Source organism: Mesorhizobium sp. 2RAF21 (assembly GCF_052115345.1).
Taxonomy (GTDB): Bacteria; Pseudomonadota; Alphaproteobacteria; order Rhizobiales; family Rhizobiaceae; genus Mesorhizobium; species Mesorhizobium terrae.
On the sequence record NZ_JBFRGM010000003.1, the window covers coordinates 59,819 to 76,163 of the forward strand.

13 protein-coding genes are annotated in these 16,345 nt (G+C 61.2%); 9 read left to right on the forward strand and 4 right to left on the reverse strand.

What is annotated here, in order from left to right:
- Window positions 1-506 precede the first annotated feature (506 nt).
- The 8 genes from AB4136_RS05525 to msuE all read left to right on the forward strand — a co-directional run bounded on the left by AB4136_RS05525 (window position 507) and on the right by msuE (window position 10,492).
- Window positions 507-4,538 carry a Pls/PosA family non-ribosomal peptide synthetase gene (locus AB4136_RS05525; RefSeq protein WP_373426401.1) on the forward strand — a complete coding sequence of 1,344 codons (4,032 nt, stop codon included), beginning with the start codon at window positions 507-509 and terminating at the stop codon, window positions 4,536-4,538.
- 85 nt (window positions 4,539-4,623) lie between these two features.
- The gene (locus tag AB4136_RS05530; protein ID WP_024925665.1) at window positions 4,624-5,106 is read left to right on the forward strand and encodes a GNAT family N-acetyltransferase; all 483 of its coding nucleotides are present in this window, start codon (window positions 4,624-4,626) and stop codon (window positions 5,104-5,106) included.
- 44 nt (window positions 5,107-5,150) lie between these two features.
- Complete coding sequence (locus AB4136_RS05535) at window positions 5,151-5,756, forward strand: 4'-phosphopantetheinyl transferase family protein (RefSeq protein WP_244440134.1); 606 nt, start codon at window positions 5,151-5,153, stop codon at window positions 5,754-5,756.
- 244 nt (window positions 5,757-6,000) lie between these two features.
- Entirely contained in the window at window positions 6,001-7,011 is a 1,011-nt protein-coding gene (locus AB4136_RS05540) for a taurine ABC transporter substrate-binding protein (protein WP_024925663.1), read from the forward strand.
- Window positions 7,012-7,066: 55 nt separating this feature from the next.
- Complete coding sequence (locus AB4136_RS05545) at window positions 7,067-7,861, forward strand: taurine ABC transporter ATP-binding protein (protein ID WP_024925662.1); 795 nt, start codon at window positions 7,067-7,069, stop codon at window positions 7,859-7,861.
- Window positions 7,858-8,706, forward strand: coding sequence for an ABC transporter permease subunit (locus AB4136_RS05550; protein WP_024925661.1), 849 nt, complete (start codon window positions 7,858-7,860; stop codon window positions 8,704-8,706). The genes AB4136_RS05545 and AB4136_RS05550 overlap by 4 nt, the downstream gene beginning before the upstream one ends.
- A gap of 35 nt (window positions 8,707-8,741) precedes the next feature.
- On the forward strand, window positions 8,742-9,899 hold the full coding sequence (gene ssuD / locus AB4136_RS05555) for an FMNH2-dependent alkanesulfonate monooxygenase (RefSeq protein ID WP_024925660.1): 1,158 nt from the start codon (window positions 8,742-8,744) through the stop codon (window positions 9,897-9,899).
- Between the two features lie 32 nt (window positions 9,900-9,931).
- Window positions 9,932-10,492: an FMN reductase gene (gene msuE, locus AB4136_RS05560; protein ID WP_024925659.1), complete on the forward strand. Its 561-nt coding sequence runs from the start codon at window positions 9,932-9,934 to the stop codon at window positions 10,490-10,492.
- 77 nt (window positions 10,493-10,569) lie between these two features.
- Here the strand turns inward: msuE and AB4136_RS05565 are convergent, their stop codons facing one another.
- Genes AB4136_RS05565 through AB4136_RS05575 form a run of 3 tightly spaced genes read right to left on the reverse strand, consistent with a single transcriptional unit; the run spans window position 10,570 to window position 14,436 of the window.
- Window positions 10,570-11,538, reverse strand: coding sequence for a substrate-binding domain-containing protein (locus AB4136_RS05565; RefSeq protein ID WP_024925658.1), 969 nt, complete (start codon window positions 11,536-11,538; stop codon window positions 10,570-10,572).
- Window positions 11,525-12,850 (reverse strand): ABC transporter permease, encoded by a 1,326-nt coding sequence (locus tag AB4136_RS05570; protein WP_024925657.1) that lies wholly within the window; start codon window positions 12,848-12,850, stop codon window positions 11,525-11,527. The genes AB4136_RS05565 and AB4136_RS05570 overlap by 14 nt, the downstream gene beginning before the upstream one ends.
- Window positions 12,847-14,436, reverse strand: coding sequence for a sugar ABC transporter ATP-binding protein (locus tag AB4136_RS05575; RefSeq protein WP_024925656.1), 1,590 nt, complete (start codon window positions 14,434-14,436; stop codon window positions 12,847-12,849). The genes AB4136_RS05570 and AB4136_RS05575 overlap by 4 nt, the downstream gene beginning before the upstream one ends.
- A gap of 220 nt (window positions 14,437-14,656) precedes the next feature.
- Here AB4136_RS05575 and AB4136_RS05580 point away from each other — a divergent pair, with 220 nt between their 5' ends.
- Complete coding sequence (locus AB4136_RS05580) at window positions 14,657-15,697, forward strand: LacI family DNA-binding transcriptional regulator (RefSeq protein ID WP_024925655.1); 1,041 nt, start codon at window positions 14,657-14,659, stop codon at window positions 15,695-15,697.
- Window positions 15,698-15,749: 52 nt separating this feature from the next.
- Here AB4136_RS05580 and AB4136_RS05585 read toward each other — a convergent pair whose 3' ends face one another.
- Complete coding sequence (locus tag AB4136_RS05585; protein WP_024925654.1) at window positions 15,750-16,328, reverse strand: DUF1349 domain-containing protein; 579 nt, start codon at window positions 16,326-16,328, stop codon at window positions 15,750-15,752.
- Between the last annotated feature and the right edge of the window lie 17 nt (window positions 16,329-16,345).

The following is a 16,345-nucleotide window of genomic DNA, read 5'->3' on the forward strand; positions in this document are numbered from 1 at the left end:
CGTTGAGGACAAAGAAAAAAGCCCGGCACGTGCCGGGCTTTTTCTTTTTTGCGAAACTGGCTCGCTTGCGCACTGAGCGTCATCAGTCCGTGGTTGCGGAAATCTGGCCTGTCTTTGTATTTGATGATGGGGCCAGGGCCGGGGATCGCCTTCTCGTGAAGGGGGCGCCAGCACGTCGACGACCGCGCATTTGCCCGATTTCTTCGCCCTTGAAGACGGGCAAATCGGAAGTGCAGCAACTGTCGCCCGAAAATGCGGCCTTTTCTTCTGCGAAAGCTTTGGTTATTGGACCTGCACGAAGGAGAGGTCATTCGTAGCGGCGCACAGTCGGCCGACAGACCATGCTTGCCGGAAAGGCAACAGGCCCTTTGCGCGATATGCGCTCAGCCACGCTCGACCCACGACGAAAGAGAACGGAAATGGACCACGGTGTTGACGACGCCGAGCTCGACCGAGACAAAGCTCAGGGTTCGGCCGAAAAGTCGAAAACGGCGCCAGGCTCCCGAATGGCCGGGCGTCCCCAGATATTGACGGGTGCCGACTTCGCACAAGCCGGGCAACCGGGCGAACGGCTCGACATATTCTTCGAGCAACTTGCCGGGAAGTTCGCCACTTCGCCTGCTGTTATCTCGGATGGACGCGTCTGGACATATCGGGAACTGGACAAACGCGCAAATCAGTTCGCCCGTTTGCTCGTCGATCGGGGTGTGAAGCCGGGTGACCGGGTGGGTCTCCTGCTCGACCGCTCCGCGGAAACCTATGTCGCATTGCTGGCCGTAATGAAGGCCGGCGCGGCCTTCGTTCCGCTCGCCACTGCTTTCCCCGAAGAGCGGATGACGCTCATCATCGACGATGCGAGCGTGAAGCTGATCGTCACGATCGCGGCCTATTCCTCCCGGGCTGAGGGGTTGCCCGTGCCGTATGTCCTGGTCGATGGTCCGTCGGCCGAAATCGGGAAGAAGTCCGACAAGCCGCTGTCGCGGAAAGGGGCCACACCCGCTTCCGACGAAACCTGCTACATCCTCTACACGTCAGGCACGACCGGCCGCCCGAAGGGTGTGGTCGTCAATCACCAAAGCATCTGCAACTTCGTGCGTGTGGCCGCAGCATCCTATGGATATCGGCCGAGCGATCGCGTCTACCAGGGCATGACGATCGCCTTCGACTTCTCCACTGAGGAGATTTGGGTTCCGTTCGCGGCAGGCGCGACGGTCGTGCCGGCTCCGGGCCAGCTTACCCTTGTGGGCGAGGAGCTCGCCGATTTCCTCAGGGACAACAAGGTCACCTGCATGGCCTGCAGTCCAACCCTGCTGTCCTCGATCGAGAGCGATGTGCCCAGCTTGCGGGCGCTACTGGTCGGCGGCGAGGCTTGTCCTCACAATCTCGTCGTGCGCTGGTCGAAGCCGGGCCGACAGATCCTCAACACCTACGGCCCGACCGAGGCCACCGTTACGGCGACGATGGGCTTGCTCACGCCGGACAAGCCGGTGACGATCGGTGCACCGTTGCCCACCTATTCTGTCGTCATCGTCGACCCGACGGAAGCTGCGTTGACCAAGCCTGGTGAACTGGGCGAGATCGGTCTTGCCGGCATCGGGCTTGCCGTCGGTTATCTCAACCGGCCGGATCTGACCGAGCAGAAATTCATCCCCGACTTCGTTGGGCTGCCGAACAACCCTTCCAAGCGCATCTACCGCACCGGTGACCTTGGCCGCATCAACGATGACGGCGAGATCGAGTATAACGGGCGCATCGATACCCAGGTGAAAATCCGCGGATACCGTATCGAGCTCGGAGAGATCGAGGCCGTTCTGCTGGACCAGCCCGCCATTGCGCAGGCTGCGGTGACAACCTGGGAAATCGAACCCGGTCGCGTGGAATTGGTTGCCTACTACGCGCCCAAGACAGGGCTGCCGCCGATCTCGCGCGGTGACGTTGCCCGCGAACTGAAACGGCGTCTGCCCGACTACATGGTGCCTTCCTATCTGGAAGAGCTGCCAGCCATTCCGATGACGGTCTCAAACAAGGCGGATCTACGTCAGCTGCCAAAGCCGACAAATGTCCGGCTGACGGCGGATCGGGCGATCGTGCAACCGGGTAACGAGGACGAACGTTTTCTGGCTGCGGCGCTCTCCGATGTCTTGAATCTCAGCGAAGCCTCCGCCGGGGACAATTTCTTCGTATCGGCCGACGACAATTTCTTCGACGATCTCGGCGCCAATTCCTTGCTGATGGCGCGCTTCTGCGCCCGCGTCCGCACCAAGCCGGAATGGGCAACGGCATCGATGCGGGACATCTACCTGTACCCGACCGTTGCAAGCCTCGCGCAGCATTTGCGCATTCCCGAAGAGACGACGATAGCCACCGATGAGCGTGTTCTCACGCACCAGGCATCGAACTTCGCGTACTGGACCTGCGGCGCGGCTCAGCTACTGTTCTACGGCCTCTACAGCTATTTTAGCCTGTGGGCGTTCAACCTCGGTCTCAATTGGGTCTATGACAAGCTCGATGAGCCGTTCCAGCTGTATCTACGCTGCGTGCTGCTCTCGGGCGGTGTCTTCTTCGGCATGTCGGGTTTCGCCATCGTTGCCAAGTGGTTGCTGGTGGGACGCTGGAAAGCGGAAGCCTTTCCGATCTGGGGCCTGCGCTATTACCGGTTCTGGGTCATCCAGACCTTGATCCGCACGGCCCCGGTCGTTCTTTTCCGCGGCAACCCGCTGTACTCCATCTATCTGCGCCTTCTCGGCGCCAGGCTTGGGGAAAACACCGTCATCGAATGCCGCACCGTGCCCGTGTGTACGGACCTCATATCGATCGGCGACAACACGATCCTGCGCAAGGAATCGATGATCCTCGGCTACCGGGCGCAGTCCGGCTACATTCACACCGGACCGCTGACCATCGGCAAGGACGCCTTCGTGGGTGTCGGCAGCACCATGGATATCGACACCAGGATCGGGGATGGTGCCCAGCTCGGCCATGCGTCCTCGTTGCAGCGCGGACAGAGCATCCCGGACGGCGAACGCTGGCATGGGTCGCCGGCGGTGCCGACCGAGGCGAATTATTGCAAGGTCCGCAACGTCGATGCGTCCAACTATCGACGCATCCTGTTCGAAGCGGCTCAGCTCGTCGGGCTGTTCATGATCGTCACGCCGCTGCCGCTGCTCTTCCATGCCTACTGGCAGAATGTCAGCGACGACTATCAGGAGACGATTGGCATCGTCGCCATCGGCACCACGGTCACGCTGTTCGGCTACCTCGCGGTCGCCTTGCTGGCCGCGACGCTGCTGCCGCGCTTGATCCGCCTGATTTTGAAGCCGGGTCGTACCTACACGCTCTACGGGTTCCGGTACTGGCTTCAGACGGTGGTCGAGTTGTTCAGCAATGCACGCTTGCTGAATCTGCTGTTCGGCGACAGCTCGGCGATCGTGTATTACATGCGCGCCATTGGCTGGAAGCTCAACAAGGTGGTTCAGACCGGCTCCAACTTCGGTAGCAACCAGCAGCATGAGAATCCGCTCCTGTGTGAGATCGGCACCCAGACCATGGTGTCGGACGGGCTTTTCATGATCAACATGCACAAGTCCGCCTCCGCCTTCCGGCTCGACCACACACGGCTCGGCGAACGCAACTATCTGGGCAACAATATCTACTATCCGCCAGACGGACGGACCGGAAACAACTGCCTGCTCGGCACGAAGGTGATGGTGCCGATCGACGGACCGGTGCGCGAGAATGTCGGCCTGCTGGGTTCGCCTTCCTTCGAAATCCCGCGCATGGTCAACCGTGACAAGGAGTTGATCGCGGGCATCAACGAGGACGAGCGCCTGCGTCGTCTCAAATCCAAGAATGTCTACAATGCGGTGACGGCGCTTCTCTTCCTGTTCGCGCAATGGGCGATGTTGTTCGTGACGCTGGTGATCTGGGACCGCGCGCTGAACTATTACACCGACTGGGCGGAAATGGCGCTCTTTGTAGCGGTGCTGCTGACCTCGGCGATCACCATTCCGTTCTACGTCCTGTTGGAGCGGGCCAGCCTCGGCTTCGGCAAGCTGAAGCCTCGGATGACGACGATCTACGACGTCAGCTTCTGGCACCACGAGCGTCATTGGAAACTGTCGGATTCGCCGATAACGCGCCTGTTTGGCGGCACGCCGTTCCGGCCGATGATCATGCGCATGTTGGGCGTCAAGGTGGGTCGCAGGGTGTATGATGGCGGCAGCAACCTGACCGAGCGCTCGCTGGTCGAAATCGGCGATGATGCGACCCTCAACGAAGGCTGCGTCATCCAGGCCCATTCGCTGGAAGAGGGTGCCTTCAAGTCGGATTACATCCGGATCGGCAAGGGCTGCACGCTGGGACCGGCGGCGTTCATCCACTATGGCGTGGTGATGGGCGACGGGTCGGTCGTCGATGTCGATTCCTTCGTGATGAAGGGTGAAGTGCTGGAGCCCAATTCGATATGGCGGGGCAACCCAGCCAAGCTCCAACGCTTCGTCACGCCCGTTACGCGCGATGAGATCAAGACGGCCGCTTGAACGCCGGATCGACCACGAAAGGCGGTAGCCCGCTTGTCGTGGTCGAGGCGTCCGCGACATTCAGGCTGACGGCGGAGGCGATGTGTTGACGACGCATGTTCAGAAGGCTGCGCAGGTTCATCTCGTGCCGGTGACCGAGGCTAATCGGGCCCAGGTCACCGCGTTGGAGCTCGCACACGACCAGTTGGATTTCGTCGCCAGCAACACCGAGTCCCTCGAGGAGGCCGATCTGGACGAAGACGCCCGGCCACGCGTGGTGATGGCTGGTGATGGCGTTGTCGGCTTCCTGATGTATGAGGCGCCGCAGGATGATGACGAGGCGCGCATCTACCGCTTCATGATCGACCGTCAACATCAAGGCAGGGGCTATGGCAGAGCCGCGCTGCTGCAGGTTCTGGACGAAATTGCGCAGCTCGGCCATATCAGGCATATCTCGATTTGCTACGCGCCTGACAATGAAGGTGCACGGCACCTCTACCGCTCCGCCGGCTTCGTGGAAGAAGGCCTTGACGAGGACGGCGAAATGATCGCCGATCTCGTTGTGCCGTCGCCGACGGACGATCGTTGACGCGGCCGCCACCCATTCCCGCACGCTCCGCCGAGGAAGTCTCGTTGCTTGAAGCAATGGCCGCCATCGCGCCGCCTGGCGTCGGCGTCGGCTGCCGATCGATCCGCGACGGCGATGAGGCCCATCTCTTGCCCGAGGAGGCCGGTTCCATCCCGGCGCGCCGCCCGGCCATGCGCCGTGCCAGCGGCGCCGCGCGTTGGATCGCACACAGTCTGTTGTCGAATATCGGCATCAACGATTTCCCGGTCTTGCGCTCACCTTCCGGCGCTCCAGTCTGGCCTGACGGCATCTCCGGCTCGCTCGCCCATGACGATGAGATGGCGGTCGCTGCGGTTGCGTCGATTACCGACGTCGGCTCCCTGGGCATCGATGTCGAGCCTGCCATCGCGCTACCGGACGAGATCGCCGCGCTCGTCGCAACAAGCATAGACGTTGTCGGGGCAGTGGATCGGCAACTCGCCGGCCGCATCCTGTTTGCGGCCAAGGAAGCGGTCTACAAGGCGGTCTATCCGCTTGATCACGAAATCCTGGATTATGGGGATATCGCGATAGACCTGAGTGCGAGTAGGGCGACGACGACCACCGGACGTCGTGCAACGCTCGCATACTGCCTTGCTCCCCGCATCGTCGTGCTGGCGTTCGTTCGCTGAAAAAAAGCTCTGGTTCGGAAGACGCTCGCGATGCGGCTGAGATGCTGTGCCCGGCGCGGACGTCCGCCTCTCGAATGAATCGCGTTGTTTCGTCTCGATGCGATTAGACAGATCGTTCCGAACTCGGACGATATTCGCAAAAAGCTTTCTAAACTAATTCTACAAATTCAGTAGCGTTTAAGCCGATCAGCGACGTGCGCTGATGGTTCGGGGAACAAACCTCGATCAGCAAAGGGGTAAACGCATGCGCAAACTGTTCACCGCCGCTCTCGCGGGTCTCTCCATCGGCGCTCTCATCTCGTCGGCCTTTGCCGCTGACGAAAAGAAGGTGGTCATCGCTTATCAGACCGGCTCGGTGCCGTATTTCGTCGGTATCGCCAATGGCGAGATCGCCAAGAGGACCGGTTGGAACATCGAATTTCGCCGGTTCAATTCGGGCGCGGATATCTTTGCCGCCATTGCTTCCGGCGCTGTCCAGATCGGCGATGTCGGTTCCAGCCCGTATTCCGCGGCGGTTTCCAAGGGGCTGGACGTCAAAGCCTTCTACATCTCTTCGGTATCGCGCGACGGCGAGGCGCTGGTGGTGAGGCCGGAGATCAAGACGCCATCCGATCTCAAGGGCAAGAAGCTGGCCGCCGCACCGGTTTCGACCGACCATTATCAGCTGCTTGCCGTGCTCAAGCAGGAAGGCATTTCGGAAAAGGAAGCACAGGTCATCGCCATTCCGCAGCCTGAAATCGTGGCGGCCTGGAAACGCGGTGACATTGACGGTGCGTTCGTGTGGGATCCGGCGCTGTCGGAATTGAAGAAGAACGGCAAGGTGCTTCTGACGGCGGGGCAGGTGGCTGACCGCGGCGCGCCGACCTTCAGCGCCCTGGTGGCGACCGGCGAGTTCGCCAAGCAGCATCCCGAATTCCTGACGCAATATGTGCAGCAGGTGGATGGCTATTTTGTCTCCTTCGCCAAGGACAAGGCGGCCTGGGGTCCGGAATCGGAGAACGCGAAGCTCATTGCCGGGCTGCAGGGCGGAACACCGGCCGAGAATGCGGAGCGGCTGAAATCCACTGTGGTGCCGCCTTTGCAGGAACAGCTTTCCGACAAATGGCTGGGCGGCGGCGAAAAGAGCGGGGTCGCGAAAATCCTCAAAGATACGGCGAACTTCCTCAAGGAACAGCGCAAGATCACCGCCGTCAAGGACAGCTACGCTGCCTTCGTCGACCCGCGATACGCGGAAGCCGCCAAGGTTTCCAATTGACAAAAGCCAGAGCGATACGGGCCGGTTGAGGCCCGTATCGCCCGGAGGTTTCGATATGCTCCGCATCCGCGATGCCAGTGTCACCTTTCCAGCTTCCGACGGCAGCAGCGTTCACGCGCTCGACCGTGTCTCGCTGGATATTGCCCCGGATTCCATCGTTGTTGCCGTAGGGGCATCGGGGTGCGGTAAGTCCACATTGCTCAATGCCGTCGCCGGTTTCCTGCCGCTCACCGAGGGGTCGATTACCCTGGATGGGGAGCCTGTCGACCGCCCTGGCGGCGACCGCGGCGTCGTTTTTCAGAAGGATACGCTGCTGCCCTGGGCCAGTGTCATCGACAATGTCGCGCTCGGGCTGAAGTTCCGCGGTGTCGCCAGAAAGCAACGCCGCCAACAGGCGCAGGAATTGCTGGATCTGGTCGGGTTGTCCGAGTTTGGCGACAAACCGCCCTACGAACTTTCCGGCGGCATGCGCCAGCGTGTCGGTTTGGCACGGGCATTGGCCACCGATCCCAAGATTCTCTTGATGGACGAGCCGTTCGGCGCGCTGGACAGCCTGACACGCGAGACGATGCAGCAGTTGCTGGCGTCGGTGTGGGCGCGCACCGGCAAGCAGATCCTCTTCATCACCCATTCCATCGAAGAAGCACTGACGCTTGGCACCACCGTGGTGGTGATGTCGCCGAGGCCTGGCCGCATCGTCGCCCGCTTTGACGCGGATTTCGCGCGCGAATTCGCCGAGACCGGCGATATTGGTCCGATCCTGTCCGACCCGCGCTTCATCGAACTGCGCGAGGAAATCCGCGCTTTGATCCACCGTCCGGCAGCATCCGGCAAGGGAGTTCTGCAATGACGCTTGCCGCCGATCCGCGCACCGTATTCGCCCATGTTCAGCCGGCGCCGAAGCCGCACCGCTCGCGACCGATTGTTGGCACCACCACCACCTTGCTCATCAGCAGCATCACGCTGGTCGCGCTGATCGCGCTGTGGTTCGTCGCGACGCAATTCGGCTGGGCTTCGCCGCTGTTCCTACCTTCGCCTGCGGAAGTGCTGGCGCAGTTCCACGCGGTTGCCCAGGACGGCTATGCCGACGGCACGCTGCTGGAGCACACGCTGGCCAGCCTTGGCCGCATCCTGGCCGCTCTTGCCGTCGGTGTCGGTCTTGGTGTTCCGATCGGTCTTTTGATGGGGCTCAATCGTTGGGCCAAAGGCGTGCTTTCGGTGCCGATCGGCCTCTATTGGGGTCTGCCGCCGCTGGCGTACTTGCCCCTGCTGATCATCTGGCTGGGCATCGGCGAAACCTCGAAGATCGTGCTTTTGTCGCTCTCCACCTTCGCACCGATCTGCTTTTCGGCGCAAGCCGGAGTGCGTTCCGTGCCGGCCGAGCGCATCAACGCGGCGCTGTCGTTGGGCGCAAGCCGGCTGCAATTGTTCTTCAACATCATCTTGCCTTCGGCACTGCCCGAGATTTTGACCGGCCTGCGCATCGGCATCGCCGCCGGCCTGTCGACATTGGTGGCGGCCGAGCTGATCGCGGCACGATCCGGCCTTGGCTACATGATCATGTCGGCCGCGAACTTCCTGTCCACCGACGTCGTCTTCGTCGGCCTCATCATCATCGCGGTTCTTGCCTTTGCCTTCGCCACCGGCATGCGCTGGCTGGAGCGGCGGCTGGTGCCCTGGAAGGGCAAGCTCTGACCGTTTTCGAACAACGACCGCAGAAGGAAAATCCCATGTCCGATCCGAAGCGTCCGCTCGATCTCTACTGGTACCTGCCCACCCATGGCGACGGGCCGTATCTCGGCACCGACGAGCGCCACAGGCCGGCCACGTTCGGTTATTTGCGGGAGATCGCCCAGGCGGCGGATCGGCTGGGCTTCAAGGGCGTACTCTTGCCGACCGGCACGCGCTGCGAAGACGCCTGGATCACGGCGGCGGCGCTCATCCCGCAGACGGAAAGGCTGCGTTTCCTGGTTGCACTGCGCCCCGGCAGCGGCACGCCGGCCCTGTTTGCCCGCCATGCCGCCACGCTCGACCGCATTTCCAACGGCCGCGTGCTGCTGAATGTCGTTACCGGCGCCGATCCGAGCGACCTTGCCGGCGATGGCATCAAGCTCAACCACGGTGAACGCTACGCGCAGACGGACGAGTTCCTCTCGATCTGGCGAAGCATCTTGTCGGGCGAAGAGGTGGATTTCGAGGGCCAATATCTCTCGGCGCGTGGGTCCGACATTTCTTTCCCGCCGGTACAGCGGCCTTATCCGCCATTGTGGTTCGGCGGCTCGTCGGATGCCGGCATCGCGATCGCCGCCAAACATGTCGACGTTTATCTGAGCTGGGGTGAACCCGTCGAACAACTTGTCGAAAAGATCGAGCAGGTGCGCAAGGCCGCCGCGAAGGAAGGTCGAAACATCCGTTTTGGATTGCGCATCCATCTGATCGTGCGGGAAACCGAAGAAGAGGCATGGGCCGCCGCCGACCGGCTGATCAGCCATGTCTCCGATGAGGTGATCGCCGAAGCGCAGAACAACTTCGTCAATGTGTCGGAATCGGTCGGCCAGAAACGCATGGCCGCGCTGCATCAGGGCCGTCGCGACAAGCTGGTTGTCGGCCCCAATCTGTGGGCCGGGCTGGGGCTTGTGCGGGGCGGTGCGGGCACAGCGCTGGTCGGCAGTCCCGACAATGTCGCGGCGCGCATTCGCGAATACCAGGACATCGGCATCGAAACCATCATTGCATCGGCCTATCCGCATCTCGAGGAGGTCTACAACGTCGCCGAATTGCTGTTCCCGAAACTTGACCTTGCCAGCGCGTCGTCGCCGGCGCTGCGCGGTTGGGACGTCGAGTTTGGTCGTGGTGTGCGTCCGCGCGTTGCCGCATCAGCTTCCTGAGAGACCGAGCATCGAGAAAAGGGAGTTCGCCCGTGGCCAACACCAGCATTGTCGGCTTTTCCGGCAACATCACACGCCCGTCCAAGACCTTCGGCTTCGTCGACCATGTCGTGTCACAGATCGGACGCCGCAACCGGCTGTCTGCCGCGAGCTGGGACATCGAAGATCTGGGGGCGTCCTTCGCCACGGCGCGGCGGGCGTCCGATCTGGGGGATCAGGCAGGGACAATTCTGCGCGCCGTTGCGGAAGCCGATCTGCTGGTCGTCGGTTCACCAACCTACAAGGGCAGCTATACCGGGCTGTTCAAACATTTCTTCGATCTGCTCGATCCGACGGCACTGCGCGGCAAACCCGTGCTCTTGACCGCGACAGGCGGCGGCGACCGCCATGCGCTGATCGTCGAACACCAGCTTCGGCCACTGTTCGGGTTCTTCGAGGCTTATTCCCTGCCGACGGCCATCTATGCGACGGAGCGCGATTTCGCCGATGGCCAACCGGCATCGGAGGCCTTCGCGCGCCGTATCGACCAGGCACTCGACGAAGCCGGAGCGGCTCTCAGATCGCGTATTGGATTCGCCGTCGCTGCCGAATGATGCCGGCGGCATGGGCGTTTACGATGAGGCAGCGACCGAAATTTTGATGTCGGCCGCTGCCTGCAGCAATTGTGAAATTAGAGGCCGTTGTCCTTCAGGATCTGCGGCGCGTTTTCCTTGGTGATCTTCAAGGTCGGCAGGATAACGGTCTTTTCGACCTTCTCGCCGGCGAGATATTTCAACGCCTGGCGCAACCCCTCCGCTCCAGGCGTTGCGTAGAGGAAAGTCGCCGTCAGTTCACCCTTGTTGACGAGCTGCACGCCTTCATTGGGCAAGGCGTCGATGCCTATGAATTTGATGTCCTTGTCGCGACCGACATCCTTGGCGGCGAGATAGGCGCCATAGGCCATCGGATCGTTGTGGCCGTAGACCAGGTCGATCTTCTCGTTGTTGCGCAGTGCGGTCGCCATGATGTTGTAGGCCTGGTCCTGCTTCCAGTCGCCCGACTGCTTGTCGAGCAGATATTTGATGCCCGGTTCCTTGTCGGTGAATTCATGGAAGCCATCGTGACGGTCATGCGCCGGCTCGGTACCCATGCCGCCCCATATCTCGACGACATTGCCGGCTGCCTTGCCTTTGCCGCCCAGAAGTTCGACCGCATATTCACCGGCGGCGCGGCCGATCAACTTGTTGTCGCCGCCCACGAACTGGATGAAATCCTTCGTGTCGACGTTGCGGTCGAGCACGAAGACGGGGATTTTGGCATCGATTGCCTTCTGGACGACGCCGGTAAGACCGGCGGATTCCTTCGGTGAAATGAGCAGCGCGTCGACCTGCTGACGGATGAGGTTTTCGACATCCGCGACCTGCTTTTCGGTCTTGTCTTCGCCGTCGGTGATGATGAGATTGACGTTCGGGTGTTTGGCGGCTTCAGCAAGGATGTCCTTGTTGAACTGCGCCCGCCACGGCTCGATCGTGGTGACCTGGCTGAAGCCGATGGTCCACTTTTTGTCTTGTGCGAACGCGCTTTGACCCGGGACGAGCGCTGTCGTGGCGACAAGTGCTGTTGTCAGGGCCACCAGTCCAAGAAATTCACGGCGTTTCATTTGCGTTTCCTCCGATTGTTCGAGACTTGGTCTCTTTGATCGCCCGCTCATCAACGGACGTTGGCGTGTGCGCCGATCGCTTCCGCGAAAGTCGCATATGGGCGAAAAGATCAGCGGCGTTGCGCTCCTGGACCAGCACCGTGCCGATGATGATCAGGCCTTTGAGCACAAGCTGCAGGTTCGAATTGATGTTGTGCAGCTGCAGGATGTTGGACAGCAGCCCGAAGATCAGCACGCCGCACAAGGTCCCCGCGAGGCTGCCGCGCCCGCCCATCAGACTGGTGCCGCCAATGACGACGGCGGCGATCGCATCGAGTTCCAGCCCCGCACCCGCATCCGGTTTGCCCTGGCGGTATTGCGCCACATAGAGCACGGCGGCGATGCCGGCGAGCAGGCCCGAAATGGCATAGGTGGCGATCTTCACGCGACCGGCGGCGATACCCGAAAGCCGCGCGGCTTCCTCGTTGCCGCCGATCGCATAGACATAGCGGCCAAAGGGCGTGAAGCGCAGCACGGCGCCATAAATGACGATGGCGCCAAGGAAGAACAGGCCGGGCATGGGAATGATGCCGAAGGCGAGCGAGCGCAGGATTTCGAAATCCTCGGTGGCGTTGGAACCGGTATAGACGGGCAGCACCGCATTGTTCTGTCCTGCGGTGAGGCGGGCGATGCCCAGGGCCGTTACCATCATCGCAAGCGTGACGATGAAGGGCTGCAGCCGGCCACCAACGATGATCAGGCCGTTGAGCGCTCCGAACAGCAATCCGACGCAGGGTGCCACGATGAGAACGCCGAGCACGCCGAACTTCGTGTCGACTTGCGGCAGAAGAAACCAGAGCGTGAGGGCACACAGCAGGATGCCGACCACGGCCGGCAAAACGACACCACGCATCTTATCAAGATGTGGCATGCGGTGGAGTGTGACCCCGTTCGCCGACTTGGCGAAGTTGGCGAACAGGAAACGCGTGGTGGCAACGCCAATCAGCAGCGCAACCAGGCCGACCGCGGGTATGCCCATGAGGGCAGCCGGCGTGGCACCAGGCATTGTGAGCAGCATCGCCGTCACCACGGAGCAGATAGCCATCAGCGAACCGACCGAAAGATCGATGCCGCCGGTGATGATGACCGCCGTCATGCCCGTGGCAATGAGGCCGGTCGTGGAAACCTGTCTCAGCACATCGAGCAGATTGCCGTAGGACAGGAAGATGTTGGTGCCCTTGGAAGTGACCGGCGAGCCCAGAACGCCAATCAAAAAAATGGCGATCAGCCCCCAGTAGAGCTTTGTACGCGACACAAGTCTCAACGCATTCATGCTGCCGTCCGTCCGTTTGCGCGCCGGGGCGCAGCCAACTGCATGATCCGCTCCTCACTGGCTTGATGGCGTTGAAGCATGCCGGTCTGACGGCCCTCGGCCATCACCAGGATGCGGTCCGAAAGGTGCAGCAGTTCCGGCATCTCGGAACTGACCACCACAATGGCTAGCCCCTGATCAGCCAATCGGAAGATGAGATCGTAGATGTCGCGTTTGGCGCCGATGTCGATGCCGCGCGTTGGCTCGTCCAACAGCAGAATGCGTGGCTTGGTCGCCAGCCATTTGCCGATCACCACCTTCTGCTGATTGCCGCCTGAAAGGGTGTTGGCGACCTGGTCGATATCGCTGCAGCGGATTCCCAATGTCTTGACCGCTTCGTCGGCCAGCGCTTTCTCGCCGGCAACGGAGCGCAAGCCAAAACGGGAAAGGGCGTCGACGAGCGGAAGCGCGACATTGTCGGCGATGGAGGCCTTGAGATAGAGGCCCTCCGCCTTGCGGTCCTCGGTGACGAGGGCGATGCCAAGATGGCGGGCATCGCGGGGCGAGCGAATGTCGATGCCTTTTCCATCCAGCCTGATCTCGCCGCTAACCCGCCCTTGAGCACTGCCGAAGATCGATTGCAGGATTTCCGTTCGACCGGAACCGAGCAAGCCGCCGATGCCCAATATTTCGCCGCGTCCGAGATCGAAGTCGATATCCGACAAAACCGTCCGCCATCCGTTTCGGTCCGGCTTGTCTAGGCGAAGGTTCCTCACCGTCAGGATCGGCGTGTCGTAATGGGCATTGCGCGCGGTTGTCGAAGGATCGAGCAAGGTGCGGCCGACCATGGCGGCGATGAGCGCGTTTTCGTCCAGTCGATCCATCGAGCGTGTCAGAACGTGACGCCCGTCCCGGAAGACGGTGGTGCGGTCGGCCAGATGCATGACCTCATCGATGCGGTGCGAGATGTAGACGATCGCGACGCCTTGCGAGGCCAATTGGCGGACGATGCGGAACAGCCTTTGGCATTCAGCCGGCGACAAGGCGGACGTCGGTTCGTCCATGATGAGGATGCGTGCCGACTTGGACAGCGCCTTGGCGATCTCGACCAGCTGTTGTTCACCGACGCGCAATCTGCCGACACGCGCCTCGGGATCGAGTTCGATGCCAAGCGAGGCGAGGAGATCTCGGGCTGCCGAGAAACTCGCCTTGCGGTTGACGATCAGCCCACCGATCAGCTTTTCGCGGCCGAGGAAGATATTTTCGGCGACGCTCAGTTCGGGAACGAGGTTGAGTTCCTGGTGAATAATGGCGATGCCGGCATCCTCGGCGTCGCGTACGCCGGAAAACCGGACTGGTTGCGTGGCAACCGAAATCGTTCCCTCGTAATCCGTGTAGACGCCGGAGAGGATTTTCATCAGCGTCGACTTGCCGGCGCCGTTCTCGCCCATCAGGGCATGGATCTCGCCGCGTCTGAGGTCGAAACTCACATCGCTGAGCGCCGCGATGCCGCCGAAGGCCTTCGAAATGTTGTCGGCAGCAAGAATAGGTTGCCCCGGCGAGGGGGCACCATGATCCGGCGAAGTCGCAAATTCACGAGTGGCCATGACAGAAACGGCCTCCCTACCGCGCTGCCAGTCATGCGAAAAAGCTAATCTAAACGTTTCGATAGAGTCAAGATTGACGATCGTCCCTCCAGCCCATGTTTTTTTGATTCTTGCAAAAAACAAGGGAATTCCATAGGTGTTACGTCGACGTACACGCTGAAACGTTTAGAAGATGACCGAGCTAAAGGCGAGAAAGCATCGAAAAACCGGCGCTCCTACCATGTTGCACGTGGCGGAAGCAGCGCGTGTTTCCGTGGCGACCGTTTCGGCCTACATCAACGGCACGACGACCGTCAGCCAGGAGCTCAGCGCCCGCATCGAGCAGGCGATCCGCGAGATCGGCTATAAGCGTAATGCCATCGCGCGCAGTCTCAAGGTCGGCACGACCCGCACAGTCGGTCTCACCGTACCGCACATTACCAACCCCTTTTTCACCGACGTCGTTTCGGTCATCCAGCAGGCCTTCGACCGGGCAGGCTATGCGGTGATGTTGTGCTGCACTGATGAAGACCTGAACAACCAGGACGACCAGATCCGGCTTCTCCTCGACCGTATGGTCGACGGTCTCATCGTGGCCCGCGTGGGCGACAGCGCTTTCCTCAAGGAAACGGTCGAACGCGCCAACGTGCCGGTCGTTCTGCTCGATCGCGAATGCGAGAATGTCGACACCGACAGGGTCGTGCTCGACAATCATCAGGCCGTGTTCGAGGCGATCACCTACCTCGTCGATCTGGGCCACAAGCGTATCGGCTACATAACCGGCTCATTCGACATCTCGCCGATGCGCGACCGCATGGCCGGTTATCGCGCGGCGCTGCTCGCCGCCGGGCTGACATTCGACCAGAGCCTTGTCCGCTCCGGTGATCTGCATGAGGCCGACGGCTACACCGCCGCCATGCAACTGCTTTCCCTGCACGAACGCCCGACCGCGATCTTCTCCGCAAACAACCCGATGGTCGTCGGAGCCATGAAGGCGATCCGCGACATCGGCTTGTCCTGTCCGGAAGACATTTCGATCATCTGCTTCGACGATTTCCCATGGGCCGATGTGTTCCATCCTCAATTGACCACGATCGCGCAGCCGGTGCAGGCCATCGGCGAGCAGGCTGCCATGCTTCTGCTTGACCGCTTGAACGGCAATCGCGATGCGCCGTCGCGCCGCCTCGTTCTCAAAGGGCGCCTGATGGTGCGAAATTCCTGCCGGCCCTTGTCGGCAACAACTGGGGCGGCCACGCCAAAGATCGCCACCTCGCTGGTTTGACCGAACGACAGCTGGTGTTTTGCGTCGGCGGGAAGAGGGGATTCGTCTGCTGCTACTCCGGAGCGTGGAGGTCGCGTGCGATCGCCTCGCCAACGACTAACTGCGAAAATGATACGGTGAAACCCGGCCCTTGAGGCGAGCAGGCCGTGACGCCGATTTCAGCCCGCGTGGCCGAGAACGGGCATAGCCGCGCCATCTGCCAAGCCATTGCACCCACGGCATATTGCACGCGCACGGCATCGTCATGCCGCGTCAGCCGGATGCGGACCGGATCGCTCGGTCGAGCCGATGGCAGCGGTATCACGGACCAGTCCGAAACATCACGGGTGACGACAACGGAGAAATGCATCATTCCGTCGGTGTATTCGATCCCGGCCTTGATCCAATTTCGTTCGTCGAGCCGGAAAAAGAGACCAGCTTGGTCATAGAGTTCGGAATAGTCGCCAAGGACTGTCACTTCGGCTGTGAAATCGCCTTCGACCGGCCGCAGGTAGGCATGGCCGCTATCGCGGATGAAACCATAGAAGGTCTTGCGCCAGAAATCCGTATCGGCGTCCGTTTTAAGTTTTAGTCCCAGCGCATGACCAGACCAGGATTTGGGCTCGTTGAACCAGGAAAATTGCGATGCCATTCACGAAGACCGTTTGC

Bases quoted from the DNA above. Each gene is read 5' to 3' on its own strand.
- ssuD (WP_024925660.1), top strand. From the start codon at position 8,742: ATGTCCGATCCGAAGCGTCCGCTCGATCTCTACTGGTACCTGCCCACC.
- AB4136_RS05545 (WP_024925662.1), top strand. From the start codon at position 7,067: ATGCTCCGCATCCGCGATGCCAGTGTCACCTTTCCAGCTTCCGACGGC.
- AB4136_RS05575 (WP_024925656.1), bottom strand. From the start codon at position 14,436: ATGGCCACTCGTGAATTTGCGACTTCGCCGGATCATGGTGCCCCCTCG.
- AB4136_RS05550 (WP_024925661.1), top strand. From the start codon at position 7,858: ATGACGCTTGCCGCCGATCCGCGCACCGTATTCGCCCATGTTCAGCCG.
- AB4136_RS05580 (WP_024925655.1), top strand. From the start codon at position 14,657: ATGTTGCACGTGGCGGAAGCAGCGCGTGTTTCCGTGGCGACCGTTTCG.
- AB4136_RS05565 (WP_024925658.1), bottom strand. From the start codon at position 11,538: ATGAAACGCCGTGAATTTCTTGGACTGGTGGCCCTGACAACAGCACTT.
- AB4136_RS05585 (WP_024925654.1), bottom strand. From the start codon at position 16,328: ATGGCATCGCAATTTTCCTGGTTCAACGAGCCCAAATCCTGGTCTGGT.
- AB4136_RS05570 (WP_024925657.1), bottom strand. From the start codon at position 12,850: ATGAATGCGTTGAGACTTGTGTCGCGTACAAAGCTCTACTGGGGGCTG.
- AB4136_RS05525 (WP_373426401.1), top strand. From the start codon at position 507: ATGGCCGGGCGTCCCCAGATATTGACGGGTGCCGACTTCGCACAAGCC.
- AB4136_RS05540 (WP_024925663.1), top strand. From the start codon at position 6,001: ATGCGCAAACTGTTCACCGCCGCTCTCGCGGGTCTCTCCATCGGCGCT.